The following is a 25,375-nucleotide window of genomic DNA, read 5'->3' as shown; positions in this document are numbered from 1 at the left end:
AAACAGAAGCTGTCGGAAGAGGCAGGAAAAGCTAAGGCCCCATGGTCAAGCGGTTAAGACATCGCCCTTTCACGGCGGTAACACGAGTTCGAATCTCGTTGGGGTCATTTAAGATTATGCCGATGTGGCTCAATTGGCAGAGCAGCTGATTTGTAATCAGCAGGTTATCGGTTCGAGTCCGATCATCGGCTTTTAAAGTACTTGACAAGTGAGTTATAAGTCCAGTACAGTATTTTATTTTGGACCTTTAGCTCAGTTGGTTAGAGCAACCGGCTCATAACCGGTCGGTCCTGGGTTCGAGTCCCCGAAGGTCCACTTTGAACTAAGGAAACAGTTTTATTACCAAATGAATATGGCCCGATGGCTCAGTTGGTTAGAGCGCCGCCCTGTCACGGCGGAGGTCGTGGGTTCGAGTCCCATTCGGGTCGTTTGTATCCAAAAGGTACATATGATTTTCACTCGTGGGGTCTTAGCTCAGCTGGGAGAGCATCTGCCTTACAAGCAGAGGGTCACAGGTTCGAGCCCTGTAGGCCCCATTGGTAATTTAATAAAGGTTGCCAGTCATGAGAATTCATGAATGCCGGCGTGGCGGAACTGGCAGACGCACAGGACTTAAAATCCTGCGGGACTTATCCTCCCGTACCGGTTCGATTCCGGTCGCCGGCACGAAACCGTAAACAGGTTATCTGTTTACGGTTTTTTGCATTGTGATTATTTAATACTAATTATGTATAAACGTTTCACGAAATGTATAAAAATATAGAATTTTCCAATGTGCTATGTTAGAATAAAAGTACAGTGCGACTTGGGCAGGGACAGGAAATATGCACAGTTGGAGTAGGACCAGATGCTTATAGAAAAGAATGCAAAAAGACAGATCATAATCGCTTCAATGCTGGTTACCGTAATCAGCATTATTTTAGGTGTTACGAGTTATGTCTGGTGGCAGAATGCTGCGAAGGCGCAGATCGAAGAGGCGAAGAGAATTCTGGATTCCTCTGCGGAGCTTCACAAAAGCTCTGTGGTTAAGCAGCTGGAGGGCGATCTGCAGACGCTGAGTACCTTGTCTGCATATTTGGAAAAAGCGGATGCATTTAATGATAATGCATTACTATCGTGCATACAGGCGGCAAATGCTAAGAACGATTTTATCCGTATGGGAATCATAGATACGGATATGAACGGCAATTTTGTTATCCTGGACGGCAGAGTATATCGCAATGAGAATGTTGCGGGCAATGAGGCGATTATAAGGGCTTTGAATGGAGAAAGCGTTGTTTCAGGTGTGATAGAGGATGCAATGCTGGAACAGCGGGTAATTCAATATGCAGTTCCCGTATACCGAAACGATGTGGTTATCGGTGCATTAACGGCGACGAATGATGTTGAGGTACTGGAATCTTTGATCAGTGATGCAGTTTTTGCAGGGCAGGGGAGAATACATCTGATTGAATCGGATGGCGACTTTGTAATCCGGACGCAGAATGCAGTAATTGAACAGGATATCCATAATGTGTTTGAAGGGAATGTGATTGATGCAGATGAAATTGCCAGGGTCACAAAAGAATTAAATCAGGGAAAAGATACGAATACATGGGCGGCATATAAAGAAATTGAATATGAACTGGAATTTAAAAACATAGGCATAAATAACTGGTATGTATTTTGTGTAGCTCCAAGGACTGCATTGTTGGGCAGTTTCAAAAGTGTTATGAACCTTCTTCAGAGAAGCTTTATTTTGATTTTGATTATGATTGTCTGTCTGGTGATTTTTATTTTTCGGGTGATCTGGAATAACAATTCGGTTATTATGAGGATGGCTTATTATGATTCTCTGACGGGCGCGTATAACCGTAACTACTTTAGCTATCTGGAAAAAGAACTGTTTGCTTCAAAACATGAATTCGTATTGGCTATGATCAATATCGAAAAATTTCAGGTAATCAATGAACTGTTCGGCGCACAGAAAGGCGATGAACTGCTGTGCTATATCAAGCGGATGTGTGATGAAATAGTCATGGGACATGAAATTTACTGTCGTACGGGCGGAGACCGATTTGCGCTGCTGCTTCTTAAGGATGAGGAAGGCGTGTTGAGAAATCGTCTGAATTCACTGATGGAATCAATCAGCAGGTTCAGCCTGAGCGATAACCAGAACTACAAGATTATTTGTAGCTGCGGAGTCAAGTATATCAGTGAAGAAGAACGCAATATAAATATAAATCTTCAGATGAACTGGGTGGAGCTGGCGCTGAAAGAGGCACAGGGCTTTCATGAAAACATGATTGTATTTTACGATGAACGGATGCATAAAAAGCTTCATATGCGTAGCGAAATCGAAAGCCAGATGGATGAAGCGCTTCAGGAACACCATTTTATTATGAAACTTCAGCCGAAAGTGGACTTGAAGACCGGAAAGCTTCACAGTGCGGAGGCGCTGGTAAGATGGGAGAGGAAAGACGGTGCGGTATTCTATCCTGACCAGTTTATCTATATATTCGAGCAGAACGGATTCTGTGTGAAACTGGATATGTACATGCTGGAAGAAGCCTGCAGGAAGCTCAGAGAGTGGATGGATAAGGGATACCCTGTCGTACCGATATCAGTCAACCAGTCCAGACTTGTATTTTATAAAGGCACGTACCTGGATCAGATTAAGGAAATTATTGCGAAATATAAGATTCCCGCCTCCATGATTATGCTGGAGGTAACGGAAGGTCTTGCCATGAGCAATGAAGAAGAGATGAAAAAGATGATTGCTCAAATGCATGAAATCGGTTTTGGCGTATCTATGGATGATTTTGGAAGCGGATATTCATCGCTTAATACGCTGAAAGATTTTCAGATTGATGAATTAAAGCTGGATAAGAAGATGCTCGAGGAGGGGATCGATCTTGAACGGCGCGACCTGATTATGAAAAATATCGTAAATCTGGCCCATGATCTTCATATTCTAACTGTTGCAGAGGGAATCGAAACGAAGGAGCAGAAAGAACTTGTGGAATCAATCGGGTGTGATATCGGCCAGGGATATTATTATGCGAAACCGATTGGCGCGGATGAATTTGAAACCAGTTACTTTTCCGGAAAAAGTAACGCGGAAAAATAAGCGGGATATGTGAGAGTGTTGCAAAAAGATAAAAACACTGACTTCGATATCAGACGAGGGGACTTGGCTGCGGCCTGGAACGAGATCTGGTATCAAGGCAATGTAGGATTATACTTTTGCAGCACTCTTTTGTATTGTGCAGAAAAAAATTGGAAAATATCAACAGGTGCAACTTTTTTATCAGCTGGGCCGTCTAATTAATAGAGAAGGAGAGGAGGATGAGAATGAGCGAACAGTATGAGCAGGAGGTAGAACGAATTCTTCTTGAAAATTATGAAAAATACTACCGTGTGGCCATCAGCTACGTCCGCAAGGAACATGACGCGCTGGATGTGGTGCAGGAAAGCGCCTATAAGGCTGTCCGAGACTGCGGGCAGCTGAAAGATAAGAATTATATATCCACATGGATTTACAGGATTGTTGTCAATACAGCTCTTGATTTTCTTCGAAAGAGCAAAAGAGAAGAAGCAATGGAAGAAATTCCGGAATCCGTTTGGGAAGACCGCTATGCGGAGTGGGATTTTAAAGAGATCTTAAGCAGGTTGGAAGAGAAAGAGCGGACAATTATTGTTCTGCGCTACCTGGAGGACCTGAAACTGGACGAAATCGCCAGAATTATGGATGAAAACCTGAATACGGTAAAAGCCCGATTATACCGTGGGCTGAAGAAATTAAGGCTGGAAATGGGAGGAGAGGCATAGTATGAATGAAAGAGAAAGCAGGAAAGTGGTGGATGCCATGAAAGAACAATATGATCACACAAAAGTCCCAAAAGAAGCAAAGGACAGAATTGCCGCAGGTATCAGACAGGCAAGAGAAGAGATGGAAGGCGGTTCTGAAATGAAGAACGGTAAAAATAATAATAGAAAAAATAGAGAAGGCGGAATTATTTTTATGATAAAACGTACAGGTATGACAGCGGCTGCGGCAGTTCTTGCAATCACGGTGCTTACAAATGTAAATCCTACGATAGCTCAGGCTATGGAACGGATCCCGGTAATCGGCAGCATATCAAAAGTGGTTACCTTCCGCACATATGAAGACAAGACGAACAACTTTGAAGCAAAGATTGATGTGCCCAAGGTAGAAGGAGAAAACAATACGGATCTGGAGGCAAATAAGTCCATTCAGGAATATGCGGATCAGCTGATTGCCATGTATGAGGCTGACTTAAAAGCCAGTGAGGGGAAAGGTAATTATGCTCTGGAATCCGTTTATGATGTCGTATCTGATAATAATAAATATCTGTCCCTGAGAATCAGAACGACGCTGATTATGGCCAGCGGAACAGAATTTGTAAAGGTATTTACCATTGACAAGGAGACCGGAAACGTAGTGACCCTGAAGGAACTGCTGGCTGGGCGGGAGAATGCCCTTGAAAAGATTGGTGAAAACATCAAAGAGCAGATGAGAGAGCAGATGAAGGCAGATGAAACTGTATCGTATTTCCTGGATACCGAAATGCCGGAATTAGATTTTAAAGGGCTAACGGGAGATGAGAGCTACTACTTTAATAAAGATGGAAAAATGGTGATAACGTTTGATGAATACCAGGTGGCCCCAGGCTATATGGGGGCAGTAGAATTCACGATTCCCGAGTCTGTAACAGGGGAGTTTTAGAACGATGTGAAGTCATGCCAAATCAGTACAGGCCTTTCTGGATACAGATTTGATCCAGAAAGGCCTGAGGCTGGCAGTAGGTTAAATAAAGATAAATCATCTCTAGGAGAGGGAATTCATTGATTTCGTTCAAATGATTCCTTCTCTTTTCATATGTTCAATCTGTACGTCCGAATACCCGCATTCCAACAAGATCTCTTCTGCATGCTCGCCCAGTTCGGGTGCTCTTTTACTTGTATCTGGCGGAGTCAGTGACAGCTTTAGCGGATTTCCGGGAAAAGTGAACGTGCCAAGCCCCGGAATCTCCTGTTCTATAAGCATGTTCCGTGCCTTAATCTGCGGATCTTCAAGCAGATCGAATACCGTATTCATTTTTCCGCCGGGGACCTTTGCTTCATCCAGCATGGCGACAAGAACGTCCGAGGTATACTGTGCAGTCCAGCTGCCAATGATGGCGTCCAGCTCATCTACATTCTGCTTACGCAGATAATTTTCACAGAATTTCGGATTTTCGATCAAATCCTCCCGTTTCATCAGCTTTGCCAGACGTCTGAAAAGCGTTTCATTGGCAGTAGCGATGGCGACAAAACCATCCATGGTCTGATACATATTGTATGGTGCCGAACTGGCATTCCCATTGCCGAACCGTTCCGGCAGCATGTTCAGCATAGAGGCCATTGGTATGAAGCCTTCCAGCATGGAAAAGACGGTATCCATCATGGCAACATCCACATATTGTCCATGACCGCCTCTCAGCTTATAGCAGAACGCGGCCATAACAGCCAAAGCACAATGTACGCCTGTGGCGCTGTCCGCTATGGCAGGTCCCGGCCGTACCGGCTGTTCAGGAGTGCCTGACAGGCTCACGAGTCCGGCCATTGTGGAGACTACACCGTCATAAGCCGGTTTTTTACTGTAAGGACCGTATTGTCCAAAACCAGACAGGGAAGCGTACACAATATCCGGATTGATGGACTTTATATCGTTGTATCCAAGTCCAAGTTTGTCCATGGTTCCAGGAGAAAAATTCTCGATTAAAATATCTGATTTTTTGGCAATCTCTAATGCAGCGTTCCTCCCAGCTTCCGACTTCAAATTCAGAGCGATGCTTTTTTTGCCTCTGTTGAGGTAGGCAAAATATCCGCTCTTTCCGTCTTTTACAGGGAACAGGGTACGCGTATCGTCCCCGCTCCCGGCACGTTCAACCTTGATTACTTCGGCCCCCAGATCCCCCAGGAGCATTGTACAGTATGGCCCGGAATAAGCCCGCGTAAAATCCAGGATACGAACACCTTCAAGTGCTTTCGTCATTTTGATTCCTTTCTGTAAGAGTCCTATATTTTTGTAAAATACATGGAGATCCCCTGACCGCCGCCGATACACATGCTTATCATGGCATCTCTTTTATCCGTCCGCATCAGCTCATACATCGTCTTGACGGCCAGAATACAGCCTGTTGCGCCAATCGGATGACCAATAGAAATTCCGCCGCCGTAGATATTGACTCTTTCAGGATCCAGACCGAGATCACGTGACACAGCAAATGCCTGGCTGGCAAATGCCTCGTTGATTTCGAACATATCGATATTCTTCAGGTCTAAGCCAGATTTTCTGCCAGCTTTTCACTGGAAAACCTGGGCGCATAGCCCATCAGTTCTGCGTCAAAGCCAGCCACGGCATATCCTTCAATTCGCATTACCGGTTTCAGGCCCAGTGCCTGTGCTTTTTCACCTGACATAACAACTACTGCAGCAGCACCGTCATTCAGGCTGGAAGAATTACCTGCTGTTACCGTGCCTCCTGGTACGAATGCAGGTTTCAGCCTGGCCAGCTTTTCGATTGTCAATCCGCGGCGGGGTCCCTCGTCCGTATCAAATACCGTAACGTTTCCTTTGCGGTCTTTCTGCTCTACCGGAAGAATTTCATCTTTAAATTTCCCGGCTTCTATAGCGGCACAGGCCCGCTGGTGAGAACGAAGTGCAAACGCATCCTGCTCCTGTCTGGCGACATGATACTTCTCTGCGACATTTTCTGCCGTTACGCCATTGTGATTCCCGTCCAGCGGCCAGGTCAGGATATCGATTACACCATCTTCAAAACTTTTATGTCCCATTCGTGCACCCCAGCGGGCTTCTTTTACATAATACGGGAGCCGTGAGATATTTTCAGCGCCTGCGGCTACCACTACATCGGCTTGTCCGGTCTGGATTTCCATACACGCATCCGCGATAGCCTGAAGGCCGGAACCGCACTGCCTGTTTACGGAATATGCAGTACACTCTCTGGGCAGTCCAGCCTTCAGACTGATGGCGCGGGCGACGAATCCGTCCTGTGCAATCTGGCCTACTTCACCTACGATCACTTCATCTACCTGGGAAGGCTCGATTCCGGCCCGCTTTACAGCTTCAGCGACAACCATGGTTCCCATATCAATTACCGGAATATCTTTCAGGCTTCCTCCGTAGGATCCTACTGGCAGACGAACACCGCTTACGATGACAACTTCCTTTAATTTATTCATTATGTTATGTTCCTCCATTCCTTTTTCCTGTATTTTATCAACGGTTTTTTCAATCGTTGACAGTGGTGCATATGAATCGGCATGCGTCTCATTATACAATCATTCCGCCGCCTACGTTAATTACTTCCGAGGTGATATATGCCGCTTCATCCGAGGCCAGAAATGCAACCATATTGCCTACATCCGAGGGCTTTCCTGCATAGCCCATGGGGATTCTCTGCATCATGCTGTCCCATGCCGCGCCCTCATTTACTTCTTTGAGCTGTACCGTCATATCGGTTTCTATAAAGCCCGGGCATATAACGTTACAGGTGATTCCTTTTCTGGCATTTTCACGGGCGGCTGTCTTTGTGAGTCCAACAACGCCTGCCTTCGCAGCAGCGTAATTGGCCTGCCCGATATTACCGAGCCAGCTTCCCGAAGAAATATTTATAATTCTTCCATAATTGCGCGTCCGCATATGCCGGATCGCTTCCTGCGTACCGTAAAAGGTGCCTGTCAGATCGACGGAAATTACCGTATCCCAGTTTTCCTTTGTCATCTTATGAAGCATGCCGTCCCTGTTAATTCCGGCGTTGTTTACCATAATGTCCAGTTTCCCGTACGTTTCGACAGTAGAAGCGATCAGATCAGCCACTTCTTCCTGTTTACAGATATTTACCTGGCGGCTGATCGCTTTCCCGCCGGCTTCGTTAATTTCCTTGACTGCCTCGTCCGCAGGCAGCATATCTGCGATTACGACAACGGCTCCTTCTTCTGACAGCTTCTTCGCAATTCCGCGGCCCAGTCCCCTGCTTGCTCCTGTAACGATTGCAACCTTGTCCTTTAGTCTCATTTCTGATTTCCTCCTCAAATTAATTTTTATTTTTTGATTGAATGATATCCCTCAGACCAAAAGGTCCATTGTCCTGAAACAGCCTTGGATTCATCGTTTGGATCTCCGGTGCGATAACAGGGGCAAATTCCATCAAATCCAGTATCTGGGTACGAATGTCGATGCCAGGTGCCACTTCTGTCAGAACCAGACCTTCCGGCCTGAGTTCAAACACCGCACGTTCTGTAATAAAATGCATTTTCTGCCCTTTTTTACGGGCCAGGCTGCCGTTATAGGAAATCTGCTGGACATTCTTGACCAGCTTAATGATGCTGCCTTCCCGTTCAATATGCAGGTTTCCGCCGCTAAAAGAACATTGAAGCCCTTTCCCGGTAAAAGTCGAGCAGAAGACTACATGTTTGGCATTTGAGGTGATATCAATAAATCCTCCCGCGCCGGTAGGATTAGGCCCCAGCCTTGTGGCGTTGACATTACCCTCGGCATCCAGCTCTCCTGCTCCCATATAGGTCACATCCACGCCGGCGCCGTTGTAGTAATCAAACTGATCGTCATGACGTACCAGAGCAAAATTATTTTTTGCGATGCCAAAGTCAATTCCACCCATGGGAACTCCACCGTAGATACCGGATTCCACGGTAATCAGACACAGGTCTCCGATCCCTTCTTCCATCATGATGGACCGACGACATCGTTTGGGATCCCCGTCCCTACGTTTAATACGTCATTTTCCTTAAGCTCTGTCAGCGCCCTCCGCCCGATGGCCTTGCGGACAGAAAGGGGCAGAATCCCGCCATCCTCATCTGGAACCTTAATATCGCCGCAGTAAGCAGGATTCATAGCAAAACTGTGTGTCTGGCGGTGATCGGTCTCCGGTTCCGGGCAAATGACAGCCGCGTCGATAAACACTCCTGGTACGGTGACACGCTTACAGTGGAGGGAACCTGCTTTTACTTTATATTTCACCTGAGCGATTACCTTTCCCCCATACTTTTTACAGGCCATTACTGCTGGAAATACTTCCAGCATCATGGCTTCCTCATCCGTAGTAAGATTTCCAAGTTCATCGATCGCAGTACCGCGGATGATACAGTAATCAATCGGTATCGACTTATACCGCATATATTCTTCGCCATCGATCGTAAGTACGTCTACAATATCCGGGGCATCCTGAGTAATCTCATTCATTTTCCCGCCCCCAAGACGCGGGTCTATATAGGTGCCCAGGCCTACTTTTGTTATCTTTCCAGGTTCGCCGCCTGCCATCGAACGGTACAGCTGCGCGAACTGACCCTGGGGCAGGTTGTAAGCCAGCAGTCTGTTATTTGCTATCAGTTCCATCATTCTCGGCTGAAGCCCCCAGTGCCCTCCGACGATCCGGCCAAGCATGCCGTCGTGAGCAAAATGCTGAATGCCTCGGTCCCGATCGCTTTGGCCGCAGGAATGCAGCAGCGTCAGATTACGGGGATGTCCGGTTTCTATAAATCGTTTTTCCAATGCTTTTAAAATTGTTTCGGATGCAGATACCAGCGTCATGCCGATCGTGGCGACCGTTTTATTGTCTTCAATCAGAGCAGCCGCCTCATTTCCGTTTAAAAATAATGGTTTTTTCATTCGACCCCCTCCTTGGTCCAAGCCGTTATAAGCAAGGCTCTTTCTCGTTCGTAAACAGTTTTTTAACTGCCTGTTTGTCTGGTTTTCCATTCACTGTCCGCGGCAGATTTTTTAAAAATATGTATCGGACAGGAATCATATATCCTGCAAGCTGAAGTTTCAGAAAGGATCGGATTTCTTCTTCGGCAAGCCGGACTCCGTTCTCCAGTTTTACAGCCGCAGCAGGTATCTCACCATACATTTCATCCGGGATACCGGCTACAATGGCTTCACTTACACCAGGAATCGCACATAGCGCATTTTCCACATCAATCGTGCTGATTTTTTCGCCACCTCTGTTTATCATATCTTTTTTACGATCAACCACCCAGAGGTAGCCTTCGTCATTTACGTAACCGATATCGCCGGAGCGAATCCATCCGTCGTCCGAGAGATCGGGACTTTTGATGTTATAATAGGTTTCCAGCACGTTTGTGCCGTACATGGTAATTTCCCCAAGACATCCATTTTCAACGTCGTTTCCCCAGCTGTCAACAATCTTGATATCCAGCCCTGGAATTGGAACTCCGGAGGATTCTCTGTACGGACTTCCGGCCGCCCCGGCAGGAAATATGGTGGCAGGAGAAGATACCTCTGTCATCCCATAAATCGTATGGAAATCTACCTGCGGCAGCCACTCCTTAATCTTTTCAATACTTCTCACCGGCATATTGCTGCTTCCGCAGGCAAACTGCTTCAGACTTGGAATCTGTCTGAATTCATCACGATGTTCCAGAAGCAGATGAAAGACGGTAGGAGAAGCGTGAATAAAGGTAAGGCTTTCGTCAATGGCGCACTGCAGCATGCGCCTGGGGTCTACCTTGTTCATGATCCAAAGCGTTCCTCCTGTATAAATAAATAATCCAAGAAGAGCAATGATCCCTGTCACATGATAGACAGGTGTAGCCAGCAGAGTCCTGTCGTTGTCCGTAATATGAAAGATCCGCCGATATGCCTCGATGCTGTGGATGATATTATAGTTTTTAAGCAGTACCCCCTTACTTTGCGATGTGGTCCCGGAGGTAAACATAATCAGGGACGTATCCGACAATGATACTGAGGGACAGGTGCCTGCGGACGGCACCGCCGGCATGTCCAGATGCGAAAAACCATAAACCTGACTGATATTGCGGCAGAGTATTATCGTCATGCAGGAGTATCCTTCAAACCAGGGGGCAAAGTGTTCATCACAGACGAGAACAGTTACATTTCCCTTTTCCATCAGAGAAATGACTTCAGGTCTCCGGTACTTGCCCGGTAAAGGAACTGTCACGGCGCCAAGTCTGCTTATAGCCAGGAACGCCACTGCAAACTCCACGCAGTTATACAGGAGCAGGCCGACATGAGACCCTTTATCCACACCTTTGGACTGAAGATATCCCGAAAACTGGTTTACCTTCAGCAGCAATTCGCTGAAAGAGTAAGGCCTGTTCCAGTTGTCTACAATGGCCGTCTTCTCCCCGTTTCTTTTTTCTGTCTCCATCAGCATGAGATATGGAGATGAAGGAATTCCGCAAAAGGCAGTAAGCTCCCTGCCGGCGATATGAACTGTACACATGCCGGAGATTATGTCGAATCCCCAGCATTCATTACCCTTTACCATATTTTTCCCCTTTGCAAGAGTAAGATATAAAATCACGTTGTGCAGTATCAAAGATTCATAAAAGATTAGCAAAATAGAAAAACGTTTTCTTTAAATTTTTATAATTTAGATGATATATTAAGAATACGTTTTTGTCAACGGAAAATTCAGAAATAATTGCGGACTATTTTATATTTATGTATAAATTTGGTTAAAAATCAATCGTTTTCTGTATCCTTAACCTTGCTTATGAGGGGCGGAAAGAAATGCGGAACGGATATATGAGCCAAAAAATTACATCCGTTTGGAGAGATATAAATGCTTTTCAAAACCAGACTGTTGTCAGGATAAAAAAATCGGCGGCATTCAAGTATGGATATGTACAATATTTCTATTAATTGGATGATTTGTTGAATAGACAATGTGAAAAATGCACATAAAAAGTATTTTCCTGAATTTTACCATTGACATCTAAGCCTTCTGAGACTATATTGTATTTAAGAAAAACGTTTTATTTAATTTTTAGAAAATAGTGTTCGTTAAAAGGAAAACGTTATTGATGGACTGCAACGTTTAAAAGAGGATCTTTTTTGAAAATTGCAGCGTCCGAAAGGGGTGTTGCCATGAATACATAACTTTGTTCGTATACAGATGATTTTGAAAACATGGTTACAGATACAGAAAATCTAGCTGTTTTCACAGATATTTCAGCTGTTTCTTCCAAATTATTCGCAGAACATGATATAATGTCCATTATCTGAATAAAGCGAAAACCTTTTATAAAAATAACGGGGGTAAGAGAATAATATGGAAAAAACAATTACTGATATAGCGAATGAATTAGGAGTTTCTGTTTCAACAGTTTCAAAGGTTATTAATAACCGAACCGGCGTTGGTCCTGAATTAAGAAAACGTATTTGTGACTATATTGAGGAAGTCAACTATAAACCAAATGTGATTGCTCAAAGCATGATTAAAGGGCATACGAATATGGTAGGATTGGTTTTTGGCGATGTGCGCAATCCTTTTTATTCTGATCTGCTGTACTATATTCAACGCGAACTCGGGCAGCATGGTTATATGGTAATGGCTTTTAACAGCGATTATGACGCTGCAAAAGAAGTGGAGTTTATAAACCAGGCAATTCAGTCCAGATACGCTGGTCTGATGCTGATTACTGCCAAAGGTGATCTGATTCTTCGCGCAATTAATGATATACGGGCGGCAAATATGCCTCTGGTGTTGGTAAATAGGACACTGAAAGATTTTAACGGTAGTTTTGTGTCTGTTGATAATTTTCAGGCGGGATATATTGCCGCGAAACATTTAATTGAACTTGGTCATAGGAGAATTGCTTTTATAACGGGAAATATGGAATCATCGGCCGGTTATCAGCGGTATATAGGTTATAAACAGGCACTGGAGAACTATGGTTTCACATTTGAGAACGAACACATCTACAAAGGAGATTTGAAATTTGAAACTGGTGTCAAGATAGCTGAGCAATATATTCAACATCTGGATGTAAATCCGACTGCTGTAATTATATGCAATGATCTTATGGCGATGGGATTCATTGATTATTCCAGAAAGAATGGGGTGAAGATTCCGGAACAACTTTCTGTAATCAGCTTTGACAATATTACGTACTCTGCATTGTATGGAATGGAGATGACGACGGTTGACCAGCATTTACAGGAGATGTGCACATGTGCGGCCAAAACATTGCTGCAGCAGATCGAATCTCCTGACAATACAGAGATTTTACGCACGATGATCGAACCTACCCTGGTAGTTCGAGGTACCACGGCCCCGTACGCACCGGAAGGGCCGCTGACAGAAGTGTAAGGTAGGCTGCGGCTTTTACTAAAAAACTTTTCAATTGTACCGGCACCTTCATAACCAGGGATGGCGAATAACCGTTTTTTAAATGAGGAGGTGTAATAGTGGATCAGTTGGAGAAGTATGAATACGAGGAAATCAGGCTCCCTGATTATACCAGAGATCTGATCAATTTATTAAAATTGAAAGCTACCCCTGTCGCTATGAAATTTTTTAGTGATAAGCGGGAAATGGAGGCAGTTGAAAAGATTCGGATACCAAGAAAGGGGGAGTTGCTGACTGCCTGTCAGCTGGTAGCTCAGAGTACTCGTCTGAACTATACGGTAGGATTTACTAATCAGCACATGCCAACATTGCAATGCTCCGGAATGTTGGGATTCATCGATGGACAGCATTTCCGTGACAGTGACCATCTGGAAGGAAAATGGTATGCTACCAGGGAAGATGCGCTGCGGCATCAGAGAGCGGCATTTTTACCCCGGGAGAGATATGAAGCAGTAGCAGTATCACCTATGGTATTAGGACGATTAAGAGAGCCTGATGTATGCCTTGTGTACGGTACGCCGCAGCAGATCCTCTTTATGTGCTGTGGACTGCAATATGAGGGATATGAAAGCATGACAGCTACTTTCCTGGGCGAAAGCTCATGTACGGATTCCTGGATCAGAGCGCTTGTAACAGGAAAACCTTGTTTTACGATTCCCTGTTATGGCGAACGCAGGTTTGGCGGCGTTCTGGAAGATGAGCTGCTGATGGCATTTCCTCCGCAGTACATAGTAAAAATGATAGAAGGAATCAGAGCTCTCAGTAAAAATGGGATGCGGTATCCGGCCAGTCAGTATGGCATACAAAATGATGTGGCAGCCGGAATGGGATCATTCTACGATTTGAATGCGCTGAGACGAGAGCCGTAAAAGGGAAAAACGAAACATATGATGTACGGACGGAGAAAGAAACAAAAATACTAAGGAGGAGATTATAATGACAAAAAAACTGATGGCAATGCTTATATCAACTGTAGCAGCAGTCTCACTGAGCGGCTGCCTATCCGGCGGAAACAAGCCGGCAGCAGGTACAGCTGCAGCAGAGAGCAGCACAGTCAAAACAGATTCGCCTGATAAGACCGAAGATAAGAAGCCGGCGGAGTATACGCTGACATTCTCTGGTACGGTGAGCGACGAACACTTGGTAACAAAAGTGGAGTACTATTTTCGAGACAAGGTAGAAGAACTGACGGACGGACGCGTTGTCATTAAAGTATACAACAATAATCAGCTGGGCGGCCCAACGGACGTGCTGTCTCAGGTAGCCTCTGGCGATATAGACATGTCTGAGTGTGCATCAATCCAGCTGGCGGGCTATACCAATCAGCTTAAATGGTTTAATCTGCCCTTCTTGTGGGAGTCCAAAGATGCTGCAATGGCATTTCTGAAGAGTGAAGAGGGGATCGCTATCCGCGACAAGGCGGCTGAAGAGACAAACATCGTAATTCTTGGTTATGCAGATAATGGATTTTTTAATCTCTACTCGAATAAACCGATTGAATCACCCAGCCAGTTAAAAGGATTTAAGATCCGCTGTCAGGAATCTGATGTGCTTCTGCAGATATGGGATGATCTGGGAGCAAATCCGATGCCCATGTCCTTTGCCGAGCTGTATACGGCGCTGCAGCAGGGGACTGTGGACGGTATGTTTAACGGATATGTGACTCCCGCATCAGGAGGCTACTGGGAGGTGCAGGATTATATCAGCCGGATTGCGGTGATCTATGATGTATTTACCATACAGATTAATAAGGATCTTTATGAGAGCATGCCGGAAGATATCCGACAGGCGCTGAACGACGCTATGGCTGAGGCGCAGGAGTACGGCCTGGAGCTGGCAGAACAGGATAACCTGGCCGCCAAGCAGAAACTTCTGGACAATGGTATGGAAATTATCGATGTAATGGGGGATGAGGATCTGTATTCGCAGTGGGTGACGGCCGCACAGCCGACCTATGACTGGTTCCGCAAGACATATCCGGACATTGATCTGGATACAATTCTAGACGGCGTTAAGAAGTACAATGAGATGTATCCTGGAAGTGATAAGGATGTGAAGTGAGTCACAGGCAAAGGAGGCTCGTTATGAAAGCAGTGAACAAAGCGCTTGATTTTATAGAAATATATGTTAATGGAATCCTTTTGCTGGGTATGTGCTTTATAATATTCCTTCAGGTCATCTTTCGCGGTCTTGGAATGCCTCTGGTGTGGACAGAAGAAATCGCCCGGTTTTTCTTCGTATGGATTATTTATATTTCCACCAGCAAAGCCATTATGCAGAAAAGACACCTTTCTATTGACATTATGCCGCTCTTACTGAAGAAAAAGGGAAATCTGATTCTTCAACTGGTTTCCGATCTTATCGGGCTGCTGTTTTTCTGCATTGTTTTTTATTACGGAATGCATGTAATTCAGAGCTTCATTAATAAACCGCAGTTCTCTCAGGCAACTCATACAAATATGATATTGGGATACATGGCGCCTTATTTTGGTGCGGCAATCTCCGCGATCCGGTATGTTCAGGATTTGATTCTGACAGGAAAAGAACTGGCAGGCAGTGCCGGAAAGGAGGCAAATGTATGAACCCAATTACACTTTTATTGCTGGTCTTTGTTTCTCTTTTAATTATTAATGTGCCGATTGCCGTGTCTATCGGGATGTCTATGATCGTGTATGCAATGGCTACCGGCGGAATCACATTAACCTTCCTTGCAAAGAATATGTATACCACCTGTGACTCTTTTCCACTGATGGCCGTTCCGTTTTTTATTCTGGCCGGAGCTGTAATGGAAGGAGGAGGGCTGTCCAAGCGGCTGGTAGACTTCTGCGAGTCCTTAGTCGGCCACTTTACCGGAGGGCTTGCCATTGTCTCCGTTATTACCTGCATGTTTTTTGGAGCGATTTCAGGGTCATCTCCTGCTACGGTGGCAGCGATTGGCGCGATTATGATTCCTTCTATGGTTGAGAAAGGATATGACAAAAAATTTGCAGTGGCGCTGGTGGCGGCGGCTGGAATGCTGGGCGTGATCATCCCGCCATCCATTCCCATGGTGATGTATGGCATCGCGGCGAATGCCTCTATCGGAGGGGTATTCCTGGGGGGAATCAGCGCCGGTCTGATTTGCGGGCTCAGCCTGATTGTGGTGGCAGTATATTACTGCCGCAAGAACGGATACTCTGGAAATGGAGAGTCTTTTTCCCTGAGGAAGGTGTGGATTACCTTTAAGAATGCGATTTGGGCCCTGCTGGTGCCGGTAATCATTTTAGGAGGCATTTACGGAGGTATTTTTACTCCTACGGAAGCTGCTTCAGTTGCGGTAGTGTATGGATTTATTGCAGGCGTCTTTATCTACAAAGAGCTGGATATACGGAATTTATTTACAAAGGCGCTGTCTGAATCTGCGGTGACGGTCGGTTCGGTTCTGATCCTTGTCAGTACGGCAACCATCCTCTCCAAAGTGTTTGTTCTGGAGGGAGTTCCTCAGAGAATGGCCATGTTTATCAACTCTATCTCCGACAATATCTATGTTATTATGATTCTGATTAACCTGCTGCTTCTGGTGGTGGGGTGTGTAATGGAGACAGCTGCGGCGATCCTGATCCTGGCGCCAATTCTCTATCCAATCGTCCAGGCATATGGGATCGGACCGATCCATTTCGGCGTAATGATGGTAGTAAACCTGGCAATCGGAATGCTGACGCCGCCGGTAGGCGTAAATTTATTCGTAGCTACCGGAATTGGGCAGATTCAGTTTGTAGATCTGGTTAAGAAAATACTCCCGTTTATTGCTGTTCTGATGATCGCTCTGGCAATTATCATATTTATTCCGGCAGTTACAGAATTTTTACCCACTCTGTTGGGATATTAAATGCGAAACGATGCACACGAAAGGAGGATGACTGTAAATGGTATATACATATGAACAGCTGAAAGTTGGGGATACCAATACGTTTGAAAAAACAATTACGGAGGCGGATGTTCTGCTCTTTTCTGCTGTTTCTGGGGACATCAACCCCATGCATATGAACGATGAATTTGCAAAACGGTCAAAATTCGGACGGAGAATAGCCCACGGGGCTTTGACCTCCAGTCTGATTTCTACAACGCTGACAAGGGCGTTTCCGACCTCCATTTATATCTCGCAGCATACGGAGTTTTGCGCTCCGGTGTATATTGGAGACACAATCCGCATTGTAGCTACCTGTGAGGAAAAGATCGGAAAAGGCCGTGTCCGCATGAAAACAGAAGGCTTTAATCAACATGGCGAGAAAGTGATTACCGGAGAGGGCATTACCAGGCTTGCCCGCGAAATTCCGGAAGAACTTCGGTAAAGACAGAACATCAGGCAATCACACCGTTTGTCATTTACAATTAGAAATGTGCTGGTCAGGGCCAATGAGGCAGAAAGAGGAAAGGTATTTGAACCATCTTCATAGAATATGGTAACAGAGACAGGAAAGCAGATAGACTATGATTACCATAAGCCTTTGTATGATCGTAAAAAATGAGGAGGATGTGCTGAAACGCTGCCTGGATTCCGTAAAGGACCTGGTGGAAGAGATCATTCTTGTGGATACCGGCTCCTCAGACAAGACAAAAGAGATTGCAGCTGAGTATACAAAAAGGATATATGAAATTCCGTGGAAGGACGACTTTGCCTGGGCACGGAATTTTTCCTTTTCCAAGGCAGAGATGGAATATTGCATGTGGATGGATGCAGATGATATCATGACGGAAGAGAACAGAAGAAAGTTTAAAGAACTGAAGGGACAGCTGAATGGCAAAACAGACGTGGTGATGATGAAGTATGCTGCAGCCAGCGATGAAAATGGTAAAGCTTCATTTTCCTACTACAGGGAAAGGATCGTAAAAAACAGGGCGGGATTTATATGGGAAGGACGAATTCATGAAGTGATCGTTCCGCGGGGAAACATTCTGTATTCTGATATCGAAATTACCCATAAAAAAATAAAGGCCCAGGAAAGCGGCCGGAATCTGAGAATCTATGAGAAAATGATTGCAGAAGGGGAAAAGCTGGGAGCGAGAGGAATGTTCTATTACGGCCGGGAACTCCTTTACAATGGAAGAACGAAGGAGGCCGCCGCAGCGCTGGAACAGTTTATGGAAGATCCTGACGGATGGAACGAGAATAAAATAGAGGCATGTCTGAATCTGGCTGACTGTTATGAGGCAGACGGAAAAAAGGATCAGGCGCTGAATGCGCTTTTCAGAAGTTTTGGACTGGATGTTCCGAGAGCTGAAATCTGCTGCAGGATCGGTGACTGCTTCCAGAACAAACAGCGGTGGAGAGAAGCTGTCTACTGGTATAAAAAAGCCCTGGAAGCACACAAAAATCCGGAATCAGGTGGATTCGTCCGGGAAGAGTGTTACGATTATCTTCCCGAAATCAATCTGTGCGTGTGCTATGACAGGGCTGGAAATCATGAAGAAGCATATCTGCATCACAAGAAGGCGAAAGAACTGCGTCCTTCTGCAAAAGAAGTACAATTGAATGAAGCATATTTTAAAACGCTTTTTGGCAGTTCAGAATAATGAACGGTTATTTTGATCCGAACCGTTTTGGCGGTGTGCCTGTTCCAGAATGGAAGCCGCCAGAAGGCTCTGCTTTGCCATGGACTCGAAAAAGGACGTGTCCCTCTGCAGAATTGCGTCTCTGAACCGGGACAGCTCATACCACATGCGGTTCCCAGGCGGCTGTTTGTCAATGACCGTTTCTCTGCCGTGGATACAGGCGCGGCATTTGGCAAATTCATTGAGGGGCCCGTCTTCCGCAACATACCCGTTTTCACCTTCAAACAGGCAGCCGCTTGGAAGGCTGGAATCTTTTGCCGTTACAATTTCGCATGTCAGGTCAGGGTAATCCAAAAGCAGCCTTCCGGAAAGGTCGATTCCGTTGGGGCCGCAGGAGGCCTCATAATGTACGTTCTGAGGCCTGCCTAAGAGGCTCACAGCCGCATGGATACAATAAATTCCCATATCGTTTAAGGCGCCGCCCTGCATCCGGGGATTAAAAATATTTGGATTTTCTCCTCGGAGATAGGCGTCGTATTTGGAAGAATACTGCCCATATATCAGCTGCGCTTTGCTCAGTCGGCCCAACTGGGGAAGAAGCGTTCTGCAGGCCGTAAAATTCGGCATGAACAGTGTAGTGACAGCCTCGAAGAAAAATACGTGATTCTCCATGGCGGCCTCGTATAATTCAGCAGCATCTGATTTTGTAACAGCGGCGGGCTTTTCGACAATCACATGCTTTCCGGCTTTCATGGCCTGTAAGGCCTGAGTCACATGGAGACTGTTTGGAGAAGCAATATAGATGACATCGATATCGTCCCGGTTCAACATTTCGAAATAATCACAGCAGCTTTTTTCAATGCCCATCAATTCGGCGAATTCACGCCCGCGTTCGGCGTTGCGGGAATAAATCATGCTGCATGAAAGCCCATCCGTAAGGCGTAAGGCTTCCTGTATGACGTGCATGATCGAACTCGTACCCACACTGCCGATCCTTATCATCCGTTCCATTTATTTCCTCCACATCTTATCAATTAATTCTGAACATATCGTCTCATGATCTGTGTTACAGTTCTACTGTATGGTCAATCATGTCGCTGTACAGTTTCTTACACAATTCAAAATCTTTTTTACATATGGAATCAAAAATCGCACGATGGCGGTAGTCGCCGCTGATAAGAGAAACATTTCTTTTTTCCCAGCCGTCGATCCTCTGCTTTAATGTCATTCCGACATATTGGCTGATCGGTCCCTTGGCAACAGAAAAGGCATAGATGTATAGGTTATTATGAGACATCTTACAGATCTGTGAATGGAATTCGATATCCATTTCTACTAAAATCCGCAGTTCTTCCGGACTGATGGGCATAGCCATATTCGCTTTTACATCTTCATAACGGGTGCAGATGGATTCCAGTTCCTGAAGTTCATCAGGAGTTGCGCGGTCCATAGCCAGTCTGGCGCATTCGATCTCGATCAGCTTGCGGAATTCACACACGTCATCGATTAATTTCGGGGCGGCATAGAGGTCCTGAATCTCGTCCATATAGGATTCAAATTCAAAATTCTTGACATAAGTGCCGTCGCCGACTCTCGTCTCCACAATTCCCAGTGTATTTAATTTCTGAAGCGCCATCCGGATCGTTAGCCGGTTAACGCCAAACATGGAAGCCAGATCCACTTCCGATGGAAGGCGTTCGCCTGCTTCCCAATAGTGATTTAATATATTCTCTTTCATTTTCTGGAACACCTGATTATAGGCTGTCTGTTTTTCTATTTTCATTCCTGAAGATTTTTTTGCTTTTGCAATCATGGTATTGTCACCTCAAATGAATAGTATCATAAATTTTCGTGTCAAACAAGGAGAAGTATTGACAAATGGAAGCCTTGTCTATATAATGAACGTATAAAAATTAGGCGAACAAGTGAACAAGCAAACGAACGATCAGAAAGGGGGATGAGCGGATTTCAAATCGAAAGAAAGACCAGATGATTTTAGACTGTAGACTACTATGAAAACATAAGGGGGTAAAACATGCTGCTGTTTATTTTCGTTGTAACAATTGTTTTATTAATTTTAATGATTGCCAAGTTTAAATTACACGCATTCTTATCGCTGCTGCTTGCAGCCATCTTTTTTGGCATCTGTGCCGGCCTTCCGCTAGAAACGGTAGCAAATACCATCACTGCCGGATTTGGAGGAACCATGCAGAGTATCGGTATTGTAATCGTCTGCGGCGTTGTAATTGGGGAAATCCTGGAAGTTACGGGAGGAGCTCAGAAAATTGCAGATGCAATTTTAAAGCTGATCGGTATTAAAAGGGCGACATATGCGGTGTCTGCTACGGGAGCCTTTGTCTCAATTCCAGTATTCTGCGACTCAGGATACGTTATTCTGAATCCGATTATCAAGGGGATATCCAGGAGAGGAAAAATCCCGTTTGCTTCCCTGGTAGTGGCGCTTATGGCGGGCCTTCTGTGTACCCATTCGTTTGTGCCGCCTACGCCCGGGCCAGTTGCGGCAGCCGCGCTCCTGGAGGCGAATATCGGCAAAGTCATGTTTTATGGAATTATCGTTTCCGTGCCGGTTGTAATTGTCTGCTCAATGTGGGCAAATTCCAGATTTATCAAAGGCGCGTATCCGGATATAGCGCCGGAAACAGCCGGAGATTTGGAAAAAGAAAAGGAATTCAATGAGATCGTAGCAAAAGCGCCGACTACATTTATGTCATTTATGCCCATAGCAGTACCGATTCTGCTGATTGTTATTGCTTCTTTCTTTGGAAATATAGAAGGCAGCACATTCCAGATGGTCCTTGCATTTATTGGAAAGCCGTACATAGCGCTGCTGATTGGAACAGGACTTTCCTTCCTGCTTCCGACGAAAATCACACCGACTGTCACAAGTACATGGGTGGCAAAGGCGCTGCAGGGTTCCGCGGAGATCCTCCTGATAACCGCAGCAGCCGGAGGATTCGCCAAGGTGCTTCAGGCGACTACGATCGGAGATACCCTGACTGGGCTGATTCTGGGAACAGGGCTTCCGGCCATATTAATTCCGTACGTAATGGCAGCTTTACTGAACATTGCCCAGGGCTCTGCGACAGTTGCCCTGACAACGGTTGCAGGAATCATGGCGCCTATGCTTGGAACGCTTGGGTTGTCGCCTGAAATTACGGTGCTTGCGATTGCGGCCGGTTCGCTTTCGTTCTGCCATACGAATTCGTCTTACTTCTGGTGTGTGTCGAAGCTGGCGGGATTCGAGCTGAACCAAAGTTACCGTGTAGTCACTCTAACGTCTGTGATTATGGGAATTGTTGCAATGATCGCCATATCGATTTTAAATTTTGTGGTATAGAGAGCAGTTAAATGATATAGAAGCTGCAGAAGAAAGGGAGAGTCATGCTATGAAAATAACGAGTGTAGACATTATCAAAACGTTTAAAAATCCGTCAGAACCGGCAGAAATCGCCGTTGGAGGTGTTCCGTGGCATCCGGTATGCGTAAGAATCAATACAGACGAGGGAATCAGCGGCTACGGCGAAATCGGAGTAGCGTATGGAAATGCCCAGAGTGCCGGTTTCGGCATGGGCGTGGATTTTGCAAAATGCATTATCGGCCTTGATCCTCTCAACAGCGAAGATATATGGAACCGCCTCCATCGCCTTACGTTCTGGGGAATGGGCAACGGCGGCGTTATTATGGCCGGGATCAGCGGCATCGATATTGCGCTTTGGGATATTAAAGGAAAGGTTATGAATGCACCTGTTTACAAGCTGCTGGGAGGAAAGACGAATAAGAAGCTGCGGGCATATGCGAGCCAGCTTCAGTTTGACTGGGGAAAAGTAAGTAAATCCCTGGCGGAACCAAAGGAATATGCAGAGGCGATGCGAAAAGCCATGGCTGACGGCTTTGACGCTGTAAAGGTAGACCCGATTGGATTTGACGCTCAGGGAAAGTGGATGGGATGGAGCAGCCGCGGCGTACTTCAGAGAGAACAGCTTCAGATGGCCGTAGACAGGGTTGCGGCCATGCGTGAGGCAGGTCCTGACGTAGATATTATTATTGAACTCCATGCGCTGACGGATGCGACTACATCAGTTCAGCTTGGCCGGGAACTGGAGCAGTTAAACTGCTTTTATTATGAAGAGCCGACTCAGCCTCTGAACTCAAATCTTTTCAGAGAAATAAGTGCGAAGGTCAACATTCCTGTAGCTACCGGAGAACGGGTTTATACGAGATGGGGCTACCGCCCGTTTTTTGAAGATCATTCCATCAGCATTATCCAGCCGGATCTTTGCAATACGGGAGGCATTACGGAAGGCAAGAAAATCTGTGATATGGCTCATGTCTATGATATCGGCGTCCAGGTACACTGCTGCGGCGGACCGATCTCCGCAGCTGCGGCTCTGCAGCTGGAGGCAGTAATTCCTAACTTTGTCATACACGAACTTCACGCCAGCGCACTGATTCAGGACAACATTGATTTATGTAAATATGATTACGTTGCAAAAGACGGATATTTTGAGACGCCTGATCTGCCTGGAATCGGCCAGGAACTCACAGAGGAAGCGATTGCCAACAGCGAAGTGATTACAGTCAAATAACAGGATAGGGCTGAACAGGACTGACAGATACTGAGAAAAAGAAATAAAAGACATAAAAAAGAGTGCTGCAGAAGTAAAATCAGACTTGCCTCCAATACCGGATTTCATTCCGTCCGGTATCGGAGACAATGATTTTTCTTTTCTGCAGCACTCTTTTGGGGTGTGCTTTATAAGAGTGGAAAATCAGTAGAAAACTAAAATAGCAGTTATTCCGGAACTGTCGGAAATCAGTGCTTTATTTCAGTGAACTGTATGACTGCCAGGAAAGCCAGGTCTTCGTCGCCGATATTTTCCAGCTCATGGTAATCGCCTTCACAGCAGTGTGCCATGTCTCCTGGATAAAGTTCCTGCACGTTTCCGTTGTCATTGATACGCCCTTTTCCTCTTAGAATGTAGTATGTCTCGAAGTCGCCTTCATGGACATGTTTGCCGATGGAACCGCCCGGAGGAATGATCTGAACGCCGAACATACGGCCGGTACCGTGCATTTCTTCTGTTTTTAATATATGTACAACTCTTACGGTATCACGTCCGCCCTTTAAGTTGGGCAGAAGAGAAGTATCTAAATCGTTTGCATGCTTTATCATTTTAATGCAATCCTTTCTTGCTTTCTAAACGCTTATCTGAATTTACAGGCTCACACAAGTTAAACGTGTAAGAATATGGACATGATCCAGACGGCGGCCATGGCGGCCACACTTCCGATCGCAGTAGCTACGGAACACAGTTCATATCCTTCCGACATAGGGAGATCGCCGTTGGATTTTAACACTACCCAGAAATGGCTGGCATTTGCATGGTAGAAGAACGAAGAACCGGCAGCAATCGCCAAAGCTGCGATAACGGGTGATAATCCGAGTGAAGGCATGAGAGGAAGCACGATGGCAGAACCTGTCATAAGAGCAACGGTTGCAGAACCATTAGCTACCGAAAGTAAAACAGAAATCAGGAATGGTACAAATACAGCTGGAAGCGGAGTCTGAGCAATCAGTTCTCCAAGATATGTACCAACGCCGGAGGCCTTTAAAACAGCACCAAATGCGCCGGCGGCTCCTGTTGCCAGAACAATGAAGCCGGATTTGTCTACAGCGTCACTGAACCATGCGTAGCACTGATCCCAAGTGAGACGTTCTTTGTCCATTAAAAGGGAAATAAGAACACCTATAAAAAGAGCGAAGATTGGATTTCCGATAAAGCCTAAATATGGAAGAGCCGGTGAATCCTCGGCAATCATCAGAGAGCCAAAGGAATTGATACAGATTAAAATAACCGGAACCAGAATACTTCCAAAAGCAATCCATGCACTTGGCAGAGGACGTCCGTCAGGGCTGGAAAGAGTGAAATCATCGCCTAAAGCTGTTTCTACATGCTCAACCTTAGCCAGCTCAGGATATTTTGTCAGCATATGTTTGCTGCTGCACCATGCGGAAGCCGCTGCTGTGTAAGCTGCTGAAGTGATAAGACCGAGAATGATCATGAATCCCAGGTCGGCGCCAAGTGTGCCAGCTGCCGCAATTGGGCCTGGAGTCGGCGGAACCATGGTATGAGTTGCCAGAATACCTGCGTTCAGTGCACCAAGGAGCGCAACGAGCGGAATGCCGCCGCGGGCGGAAAGGGCACGAGCAACAGGGGACATGATAACAATGGCGGAATCGCTGAATACAGGAATGGAAACCAGATATCCGGTAAGGGCCATTGCCAGTTTGGAACGTTTTCTGCCTACGAGTTTCAAAATGGAGTTGGCAAGGACAAGAGCGCCGCCCGTATCCTCCAAAACTACACCGATCGTACATCCAAGTACGATTACAATACCGATGTTGCCGATGGTTCCCCCGAACCCTCCGGTAACTGTGGAAAAGACATCCTGAAGAGGAAATCCGAATCCGATTGCGCCGACAACTGCTACGATAATCAGCGTAAAGAACGGATGAATCTTCAGTTTCATAATCATGATGACTAATGCGATAATACACAGGATCATGACCACTAAGGATTTAAAGCCTGCTTCCATAAAAAAACTACCCCCAATCAT

The 25,375-nt window shown here is 45.8% G+C and carries 23 protein-coding genes and 6 tRNA genes; 18 read left to right on the top strand and 11 right to left on the bottom strand.

Annotated features, from left to right (window positions below; genetic code table 11):
• Positions 1 to 35 precede the first annotated feature (35 nt).
• From DXA13_RS14125 to DXA13_RS14085, 9 genes are all read left to right on the top strand, one after another.
• Positions 36 to 107, top strand: a tRNA-Glu gene (locus DXA13_RS14125).
• Positions 108 to 118: 11 nt separating this feature from the next.
• A tRNA-Thr gene (locus DXA13_RS14120) sits at positions 119 to 191 on the top strand.
• Positions 192 to 241: 50 nt separating this feature from the next.
• A tRNA-Ile gene (locus DXA13_RS14115) sits at positions 242 to 315 on the top strand.
• A gap of 39 nt (positions 316 to 354) precedes the next feature.
• Positions 355 to 428: transfer RNA gene (locus DXA13_RS14110), tRNA-Asp, on the top strand.
• Between the two features lie 35 nt (positions 429 to 463).
• Positions 464 to 536, top strand: a tRNA-Val gene (locus DXA13_RS14105).
• Positions 537 to 579: 43 nt separating this feature from the next.
• Positions 580 to 666: transfer RNA gene (locus DXA13_RS14100), tRNA-Leu, on the top strand.
• Positions 667 to 847: 181 nt separating this feature from the next.
• Positions 848 to 3,109 (top strand): EAL domain-containing protein, encoded by a 2,262-nt coding sequence (locus DXA13_RS14095; protein WP_118245275.1) that lies wholly within the window; start codon positions 848 to 850, stop codon positions 3,107 to 3,109.
• Between the two features lie 224 nt (positions 3,110 to 3,333).
• On the top strand, positions 3,334 to 3,810 hold the full coding sequence (locus tag DXA13_RS14090; RefSeq protein ID WP_118245273.1) for a sigma-70 family RNA polymerase sigma factor: 477 nt from the start codon (positions 3,334 to 3,336) through the stop codon (positions 3,808 to 3,810).
• Between the two features lies 1 nt (position 3,811).
• Positions 3,812 to 4,729: a DUF3298 and DUF4163 domain-containing protein gene (locus tag DXA13_RS14085; protein WP_118245271.1), complete on the top strand. Its 918-nt coding sequence runs from the start codon at positions 3,812 to 3,814 to the stop codon at positions 4,727 to 4,729.
• Positions 4,730 to 4,858: 129 nt separating this feature from the next.
• Here the strand turns inward: DXA13_RS14085 and DXA13_RS14080 are convergent, their stop codons facing one another.
• The 7 genes from DXA13_RS14080 to DXA13_RS14060 form a co-directional block, all read right to left on the bottom strand.
• Positions 4,859 to 6,040 (bottom strand): CoA transferase, encoded by a 1,182-nt coding sequence (locus DXA13_RS14080; protein ID WP_118245268.1) that lies wholly within the window; start codon positions 6,038 to 6,040, stop codon positions 4,859 to 4,861.
• A 23-nt stretch (positions 6,041 to 6,063) separates the two neighbouring features.
• Positions 6,064 to 6,309: a hypothetical protein gene (locus tag DXA13_RS23185; protein WP_347559869.1), complete on the bottom strand. Its 246-nt coding sequence runs from the start codon at positions 6,307 to 6,309 to the stop codon at positions 6,064 to 6,066.
• Between the two features lie 17 nt (positions 6,310 to 6,326).
• Positions 6,327 to 7,250, bottom strand: coding sequence for a thiolase family protein (locus DXA13_RS14075; RefSeq protein WP_347559868.1), 924 nt, complete (start codon positions 7,248 to 7,250; stop codon positions 6,327 to 6,329).
• A gap of 91 nt (positions 7,251 to 7,341) precedes the next feature.
• Positions 7,342 to 8,085 carry a 3-oxoacyl-ACP reductase FabG gene (fabG, locus tag DXA13_RS14070; RefSeq protein WP_118245266.1) on the bottom strand — a complete coding sequence of 248 codons (744 nt, stop codon included), beginning with the start codon at positions 8,083 to 8,085 and terminating at the stop codon, positions 7,342 to 7,344.
• A 19-nt stretch (positions 8,086 to 8,104) separates the two neighbouring features.
• Entirely contained in the window at positions 8,105 to 8,758 is a 654-nt protein-coding gene (locus tag DXA13_RS23180) for a hypothetical protein (RefSeq protein ID WP_347559867.1), read from the bottom strand.
• Complete coding sequence (locus DXA13_RS23175) at positions 8,755 to 9,696, bottom strand: CoA-transferase (RefSeq protein WP_347559866.1); 942 nt, start codon at positions 9,694 to 9,696, stop codon at positions 8,755 to 8,757. Before DXA13_RS23175 ends, DXA13_RS23180 begins: the two co-directional genes overlap by 4 nt.
• A 25-nt stretch (positions 9,697 to 9,721) precedes the next feature.
• Positions 9,722 to 11,338, bottom strand: coding sequence for a class I adenylate-forming enzyme family protein (locus DXA13_RS14060; protein WP_118245263.1), 1,617 nt, complete (start codon positions 11,336 to 11,338; stop codon positions 9,722 to 9,724).
• A 786-nt stretch (positions 11,339 to 12,124) separates the two neighbouring features.
• On the opposite strand from DXA13_RS14060, the gene DXA13_RS14055 reads away from it, so the two are divergent.
• The 7 genes from DXA13_RS14055 (at position 12,125) to DXA13_RS14025 (ending at position 18,757) form a co-directional block, all read left to right on the top strand.
• Positions 12,125 to 13,165, top strand: coding sequence for a LacI family DNA-binding transcriptional regulator (locus DXA13_RS14055; protein WP_118245261.1), 1,041 nt, complete (start codon positions 12,125 to 12,127; stop codon positions 13,163 to 13,165).
• A 98-nt stretch (positions 13,166 to 13,263) separates the two neighbouring features.
• Entirely contained in the window at positions 13,264 to 14,073 is an 810-nt protein-coding gene (locus DXA13_RS14050) for a DUF169 domain-containing protein (protein WP_118245259.1), read from the top strand.
• A gap of 67 nt (positions 14,074 to 14,140) precedes the next feature.
• The gene (locus DXA13_RS14045; protein ID WP_118245257.1) at positions 14,141 to 15,265 is read left to right on the top strand and encodes a TRAP transporter substrate-binding protein; all 1,125 of its coding nucleotides are present in this window, start codon (positions 14,141 to 14,143) and stop codon (positions 15,263 to 15,265) included.
• Between the two features lie 23 nt (positions 15,266 to 15,288).
• Positions 15,289 to 15,786, top strand: a complete 498-nt coding sequence (locus tag DXA13_RS14040) for a TRAP transporter small permease (RefSeq protein WP_118245255.1) — start codon at positions 15,289 to 15,291, stop codon at positions 15,784 to 15,786.
• Positions 15,783 to 17,072: a TRAP transporter large permease gene (locus DXA13_RS14035; RefSeq protein ID WP_118245253.1), complete on the top strand. Its 1,290-nt coding sequence runs from the start codon at positions 15,783 to 15,785 to the stop codon at positions 17,070 to 17,072. The genes DXA13_RS14040 and DXA13_RS14035 overlap by 4 nt, the downstream gene beginning before the upstream one ends.
• A 37-nt stretch (positions 17,073 to 17,109) precedes the next feature.
• Positions 17,110 to 17,535 (top strand): MaoC family dehydratase, encoded by a 426-nt coding sequence (locus DXA13_RS14030; RefSeq protein WP_118245251.1) that lies wholly within the window; start codon positions 17,110 to 17,112, stop codon positions 17,533 to 17,535.
• A 139-nt stretch (positions 17,536 to 17,674) separates the two neighbouring features.
• Entirely contained in the window at positions 17,675 to 18,757 is a 1,083-nt protein-coding gene (locus tag DXA13_RS14025; protein ID WP_118245248.1) for a glycosyltransferase, read from the top strand.
• Here DXA13_RS14025 and DXA13_RS14020 read toward each other — a convergent pair.
• Both DXA13_RS14020 and DXA13_RS14015 read right to left on the bottom strand, forming a co-directional pair.
• A complete protein-coding gene (locus tag DXA13_RS14020) occupies positions 18,749 to 19,747 on the bottom strand; it encodes a Gfo/Idh/MocA family oxidoreductase (RefSeq protein ID WP_118245246.1) in 999 nt (332 codons plus the stop codon). The genes DXA13_RS14025 and DXA13_RS14020 overlap by 9 nt on opposite strands.
• 55 nt (positions 19,748 to 19,802) lie before the next feature.
• Positions 19,803 to 20,549 (bottom strand): GntR family transcriptional regulator, encoded by a 747-nt coding sequence (locus DXA13_RS14015; RefSeq protein WP_118245244.1) that lies wholly within the window; start codon positions 20,547 to 20,549, stop codon positions 19,803 to 19,805.
• Positions 20,550 to 20,771: 222 nt separating this feature from the next.
• On the opposite strand from DXA13_RS14015, the gene DXA13_RS14010 reads away from it, so the two are divergent.
• Together DXA13_RS14010 and DXA13_RS14005 are read left to right on the top strand one after the other, a co-directional pair.
• Entirely contained in the window at positions 20,772 to 22,094 is a 1,323-nt protein-coding gene (locus DXA13_RS14010; protein ID WP_118245241.1) for an SLC13 family permease, read from the top strand.
• A 49-nt stretch (positions 22,095 to 22,143) separates the two neighbouring features.
• Complete coding sequence (locus DXA13_RS14005; protein WP_118245239.1) at positions 22,144 to 23,343, top strand: mandelate racemase/muconate lactonizing enzyme family protein; 1,200 nt, start codon at positions 22,144 to 22,146, stop codon at positions 23,341 to 23,343.
• A gap of 227 nt (positions 23,344 to 23,570) precedes the next feature.
• Here DXA13_RS14005 and DXA13_RS14000 read toward each other — a convergent pair whose 3' ends face one another.
• Both DXA13_RS14000 and DXA13_RS13995 read right to left on the bottom strand, forming a co-directional pair.
• A complete protein-coding gene (locus tag DXA13_RS14000; protein ID WP_118245237.1) occupies positions 23,571 to 23,930 on the bottom strand; it encodes a cupin domain-containing protein in 360 nt (119 codons plus the stop codon).
• A 59-nt stretch (positions 23,931 to 23,989) separates the two neighbouring features.
• Entirely contained in the window at positions 23,990 to 25,354 is a 1,365-nt protein-coding gene (locus DXA13_RS13995) for a GntP family permease (protein ID WP_181995685.1), read from the bottom strand.
• Positions 25,355 to 25,375 lie beyond the last annotated feature (21 nt).

The organism is Clostridium sp. AM58-1XD, from assembly GCF_003464085.1.
Classification (GTDB): Bacteria; Bacillota; Clostridia; order Lachnospirales; family Lachnospiraceae; genus Lachnoclostridium_A.
Note: the sequence above shows the minus strand (reverse complement) of the source record. Positions and strands in the feature narration are given on the sequence as shown.

What these genes read in the sequence shown, in the direction of transcription:
- DXA13_RS14095 (WP_118245275.1), top strand. Translation starts at nt 848, where the DNA reads ATGCTTATAGAAAAGAATGCAAAAAGACAGATCATAATCGCTTCAATG.
- DXA13_RS14090 (WP_118245273.1), top strand. Translation starts at nt 3,334, where the DNA reads ATGAGCGAACAGTATGAGCAGGAGGTAGAACGAATTCTTCTTGAAAAT.
- DXA13_RS14085 (WP_118245271.1), top strand. Translation starts at nt 3,812, where the DNA reads ATGAATGAAAGAGAAAGCAGGAAAGTGGTGGATGCCATGAAAGAACAA.
- DXA13_RS14080 (WP_118245268.1), bottom strand. Translation starts at nt 6,040, where the DNA reads ATGACGAAAGCACTTGAAGGTGTTCGTATCCTGGATTTTACGCGGGCT.
- DXA13_RS23185 (WP_347559869.1), bottom strand. Translation starts at nt 6,309, where the DNA reads ATGTTCGAAATCAACGAGGCATTTGCCAGCCAGGCATTTGCTGTGTCA.
- DXA13_RS14075 (WP_347559868.1), bottom strand. Translation starts at nt 7,250, where the DNA reads ATGAATAAATTAAAGGAAGTTGTCATCGTAAGCGGTGTTCGTCTGCCA.
- fabG (WP_118245266.1), bottom strand. Translation starts at nt 8,085, where the DNA reads ATGAGACTAAAGGACAAGGTTGCAATCGTTACAGGAGCAAGCAGGGGA.
- DXA13_RS23180 (WP_347559867.1), bottom strand. Translation starts at nt 8,758, where the DNA reads ATGATGGAAGAAGGGATCGGAGACCTGTGTCTGATTACCGTGGAATCC.
- DXA13_RS23175 (WP_347559866.1), bottom strand. Translation starts at nt 9,696, where the DNA reads ATGAAAAAACCATTATTTTTAAACGGAAATGAGGCGGCTGCTCTGATT.
- DXA13_RS14060 (WP_118245263.1), bottom strand. Translation starts at nt 11,338, where the DNA reads ATGGTAAAGGGTAATGAATGCTGGGGATTCGACATAATCTCCGGCATG.
- DXA13_RS14055 (WP_118245261.1), top strand. Translation starts at nt 12,125, where the DNA reads ATGGAAAAAACAATTACTGATATAGCGAATGAATTAGGAGTTTCTGTT.
- DXA13_RS14045 (WP_118245257.1), top strand. Translation starts at nt 14,141, where the DNA reads ATGACAAAAAAACTGATGGCAATGCTTATATCAACTGTAGCAGCAGTC.
- DXA13_RS14040 (WP_118245255.1), top strand. Translation starts at nt 15,289, where the DNA reads ATGAAAGCAGTGAACAAAGCGCTTGATTTTATAGAAATATATGTTAAT.
- DXA13_RS14035 (WP_118245253.1), top strand. Translation starts at nt 15,783, where the DNA reads ATGAACCCAATTACACTTTTATTGCTGGTCTTTGTTTCTCTTTTAATT.
- DXA13_RS14030 (WP_118245251.1), top strand. Translation starts at nt 17,110, where the DNA reads ATGGTATATACATATGAACAGCTGAAAGTTGGGGATACCAATACGTTT.
- DXA13_RS14025 (WP_118245248.1), top strand. Translation starts at nt 17,675, where the DNA reads ATGATTACCATAAGCCTTTGTATGATCGTAAAAAATGAGGAGGATGTG.
- DXA13_RS14020 (WP_118245246.1), bottom strand. Translation starts at nt 19,747, where the DNA reads ATGGAACGGATGATAAGGATCGGCAGTGTGGGTACGAGTTCGATCATG.
- DXA13_RS14015 (WP_118245244.1), bottom strand. Translation starts at nt 20,549, where the DNA reads ATGATTGCAAAAGCAAAAAAATCTTCAGGAATGAAAATAGAAAAACAG.
- DXA13_RS14010 (WP_118245241.1), top strand. Translation starts at nt 20,772, where the DNA reads ATGCTGCTGTTTATTTTCGTTGTAACAATTGTTTTATTAATTTTAATG.
- DXA13_RS14005 (WP_118245239.1), top strand. Translation starts at nt 22,144, where the DNA reads ATGAAAATAACGAGTGTAGACATTATCAAAACGTTTAAAAATCCGTCA.
- DXA13_RS14000 (WP_118245237.1), bottom strand. Translation starts at nt 23,930, where the DNA reads ATGATAAAGCATGCAAACGATTTAGATACTTCTCTTCTGCCCAACTTA.
- DXA13_RS13995 (WP_181995685.1), bottom strand. Translation starts at nt 25,354, where the DNA reads ATGGAAGCAGGCTTTAAATCCTTAGTGGTCATGATCCTGTGTATTATC.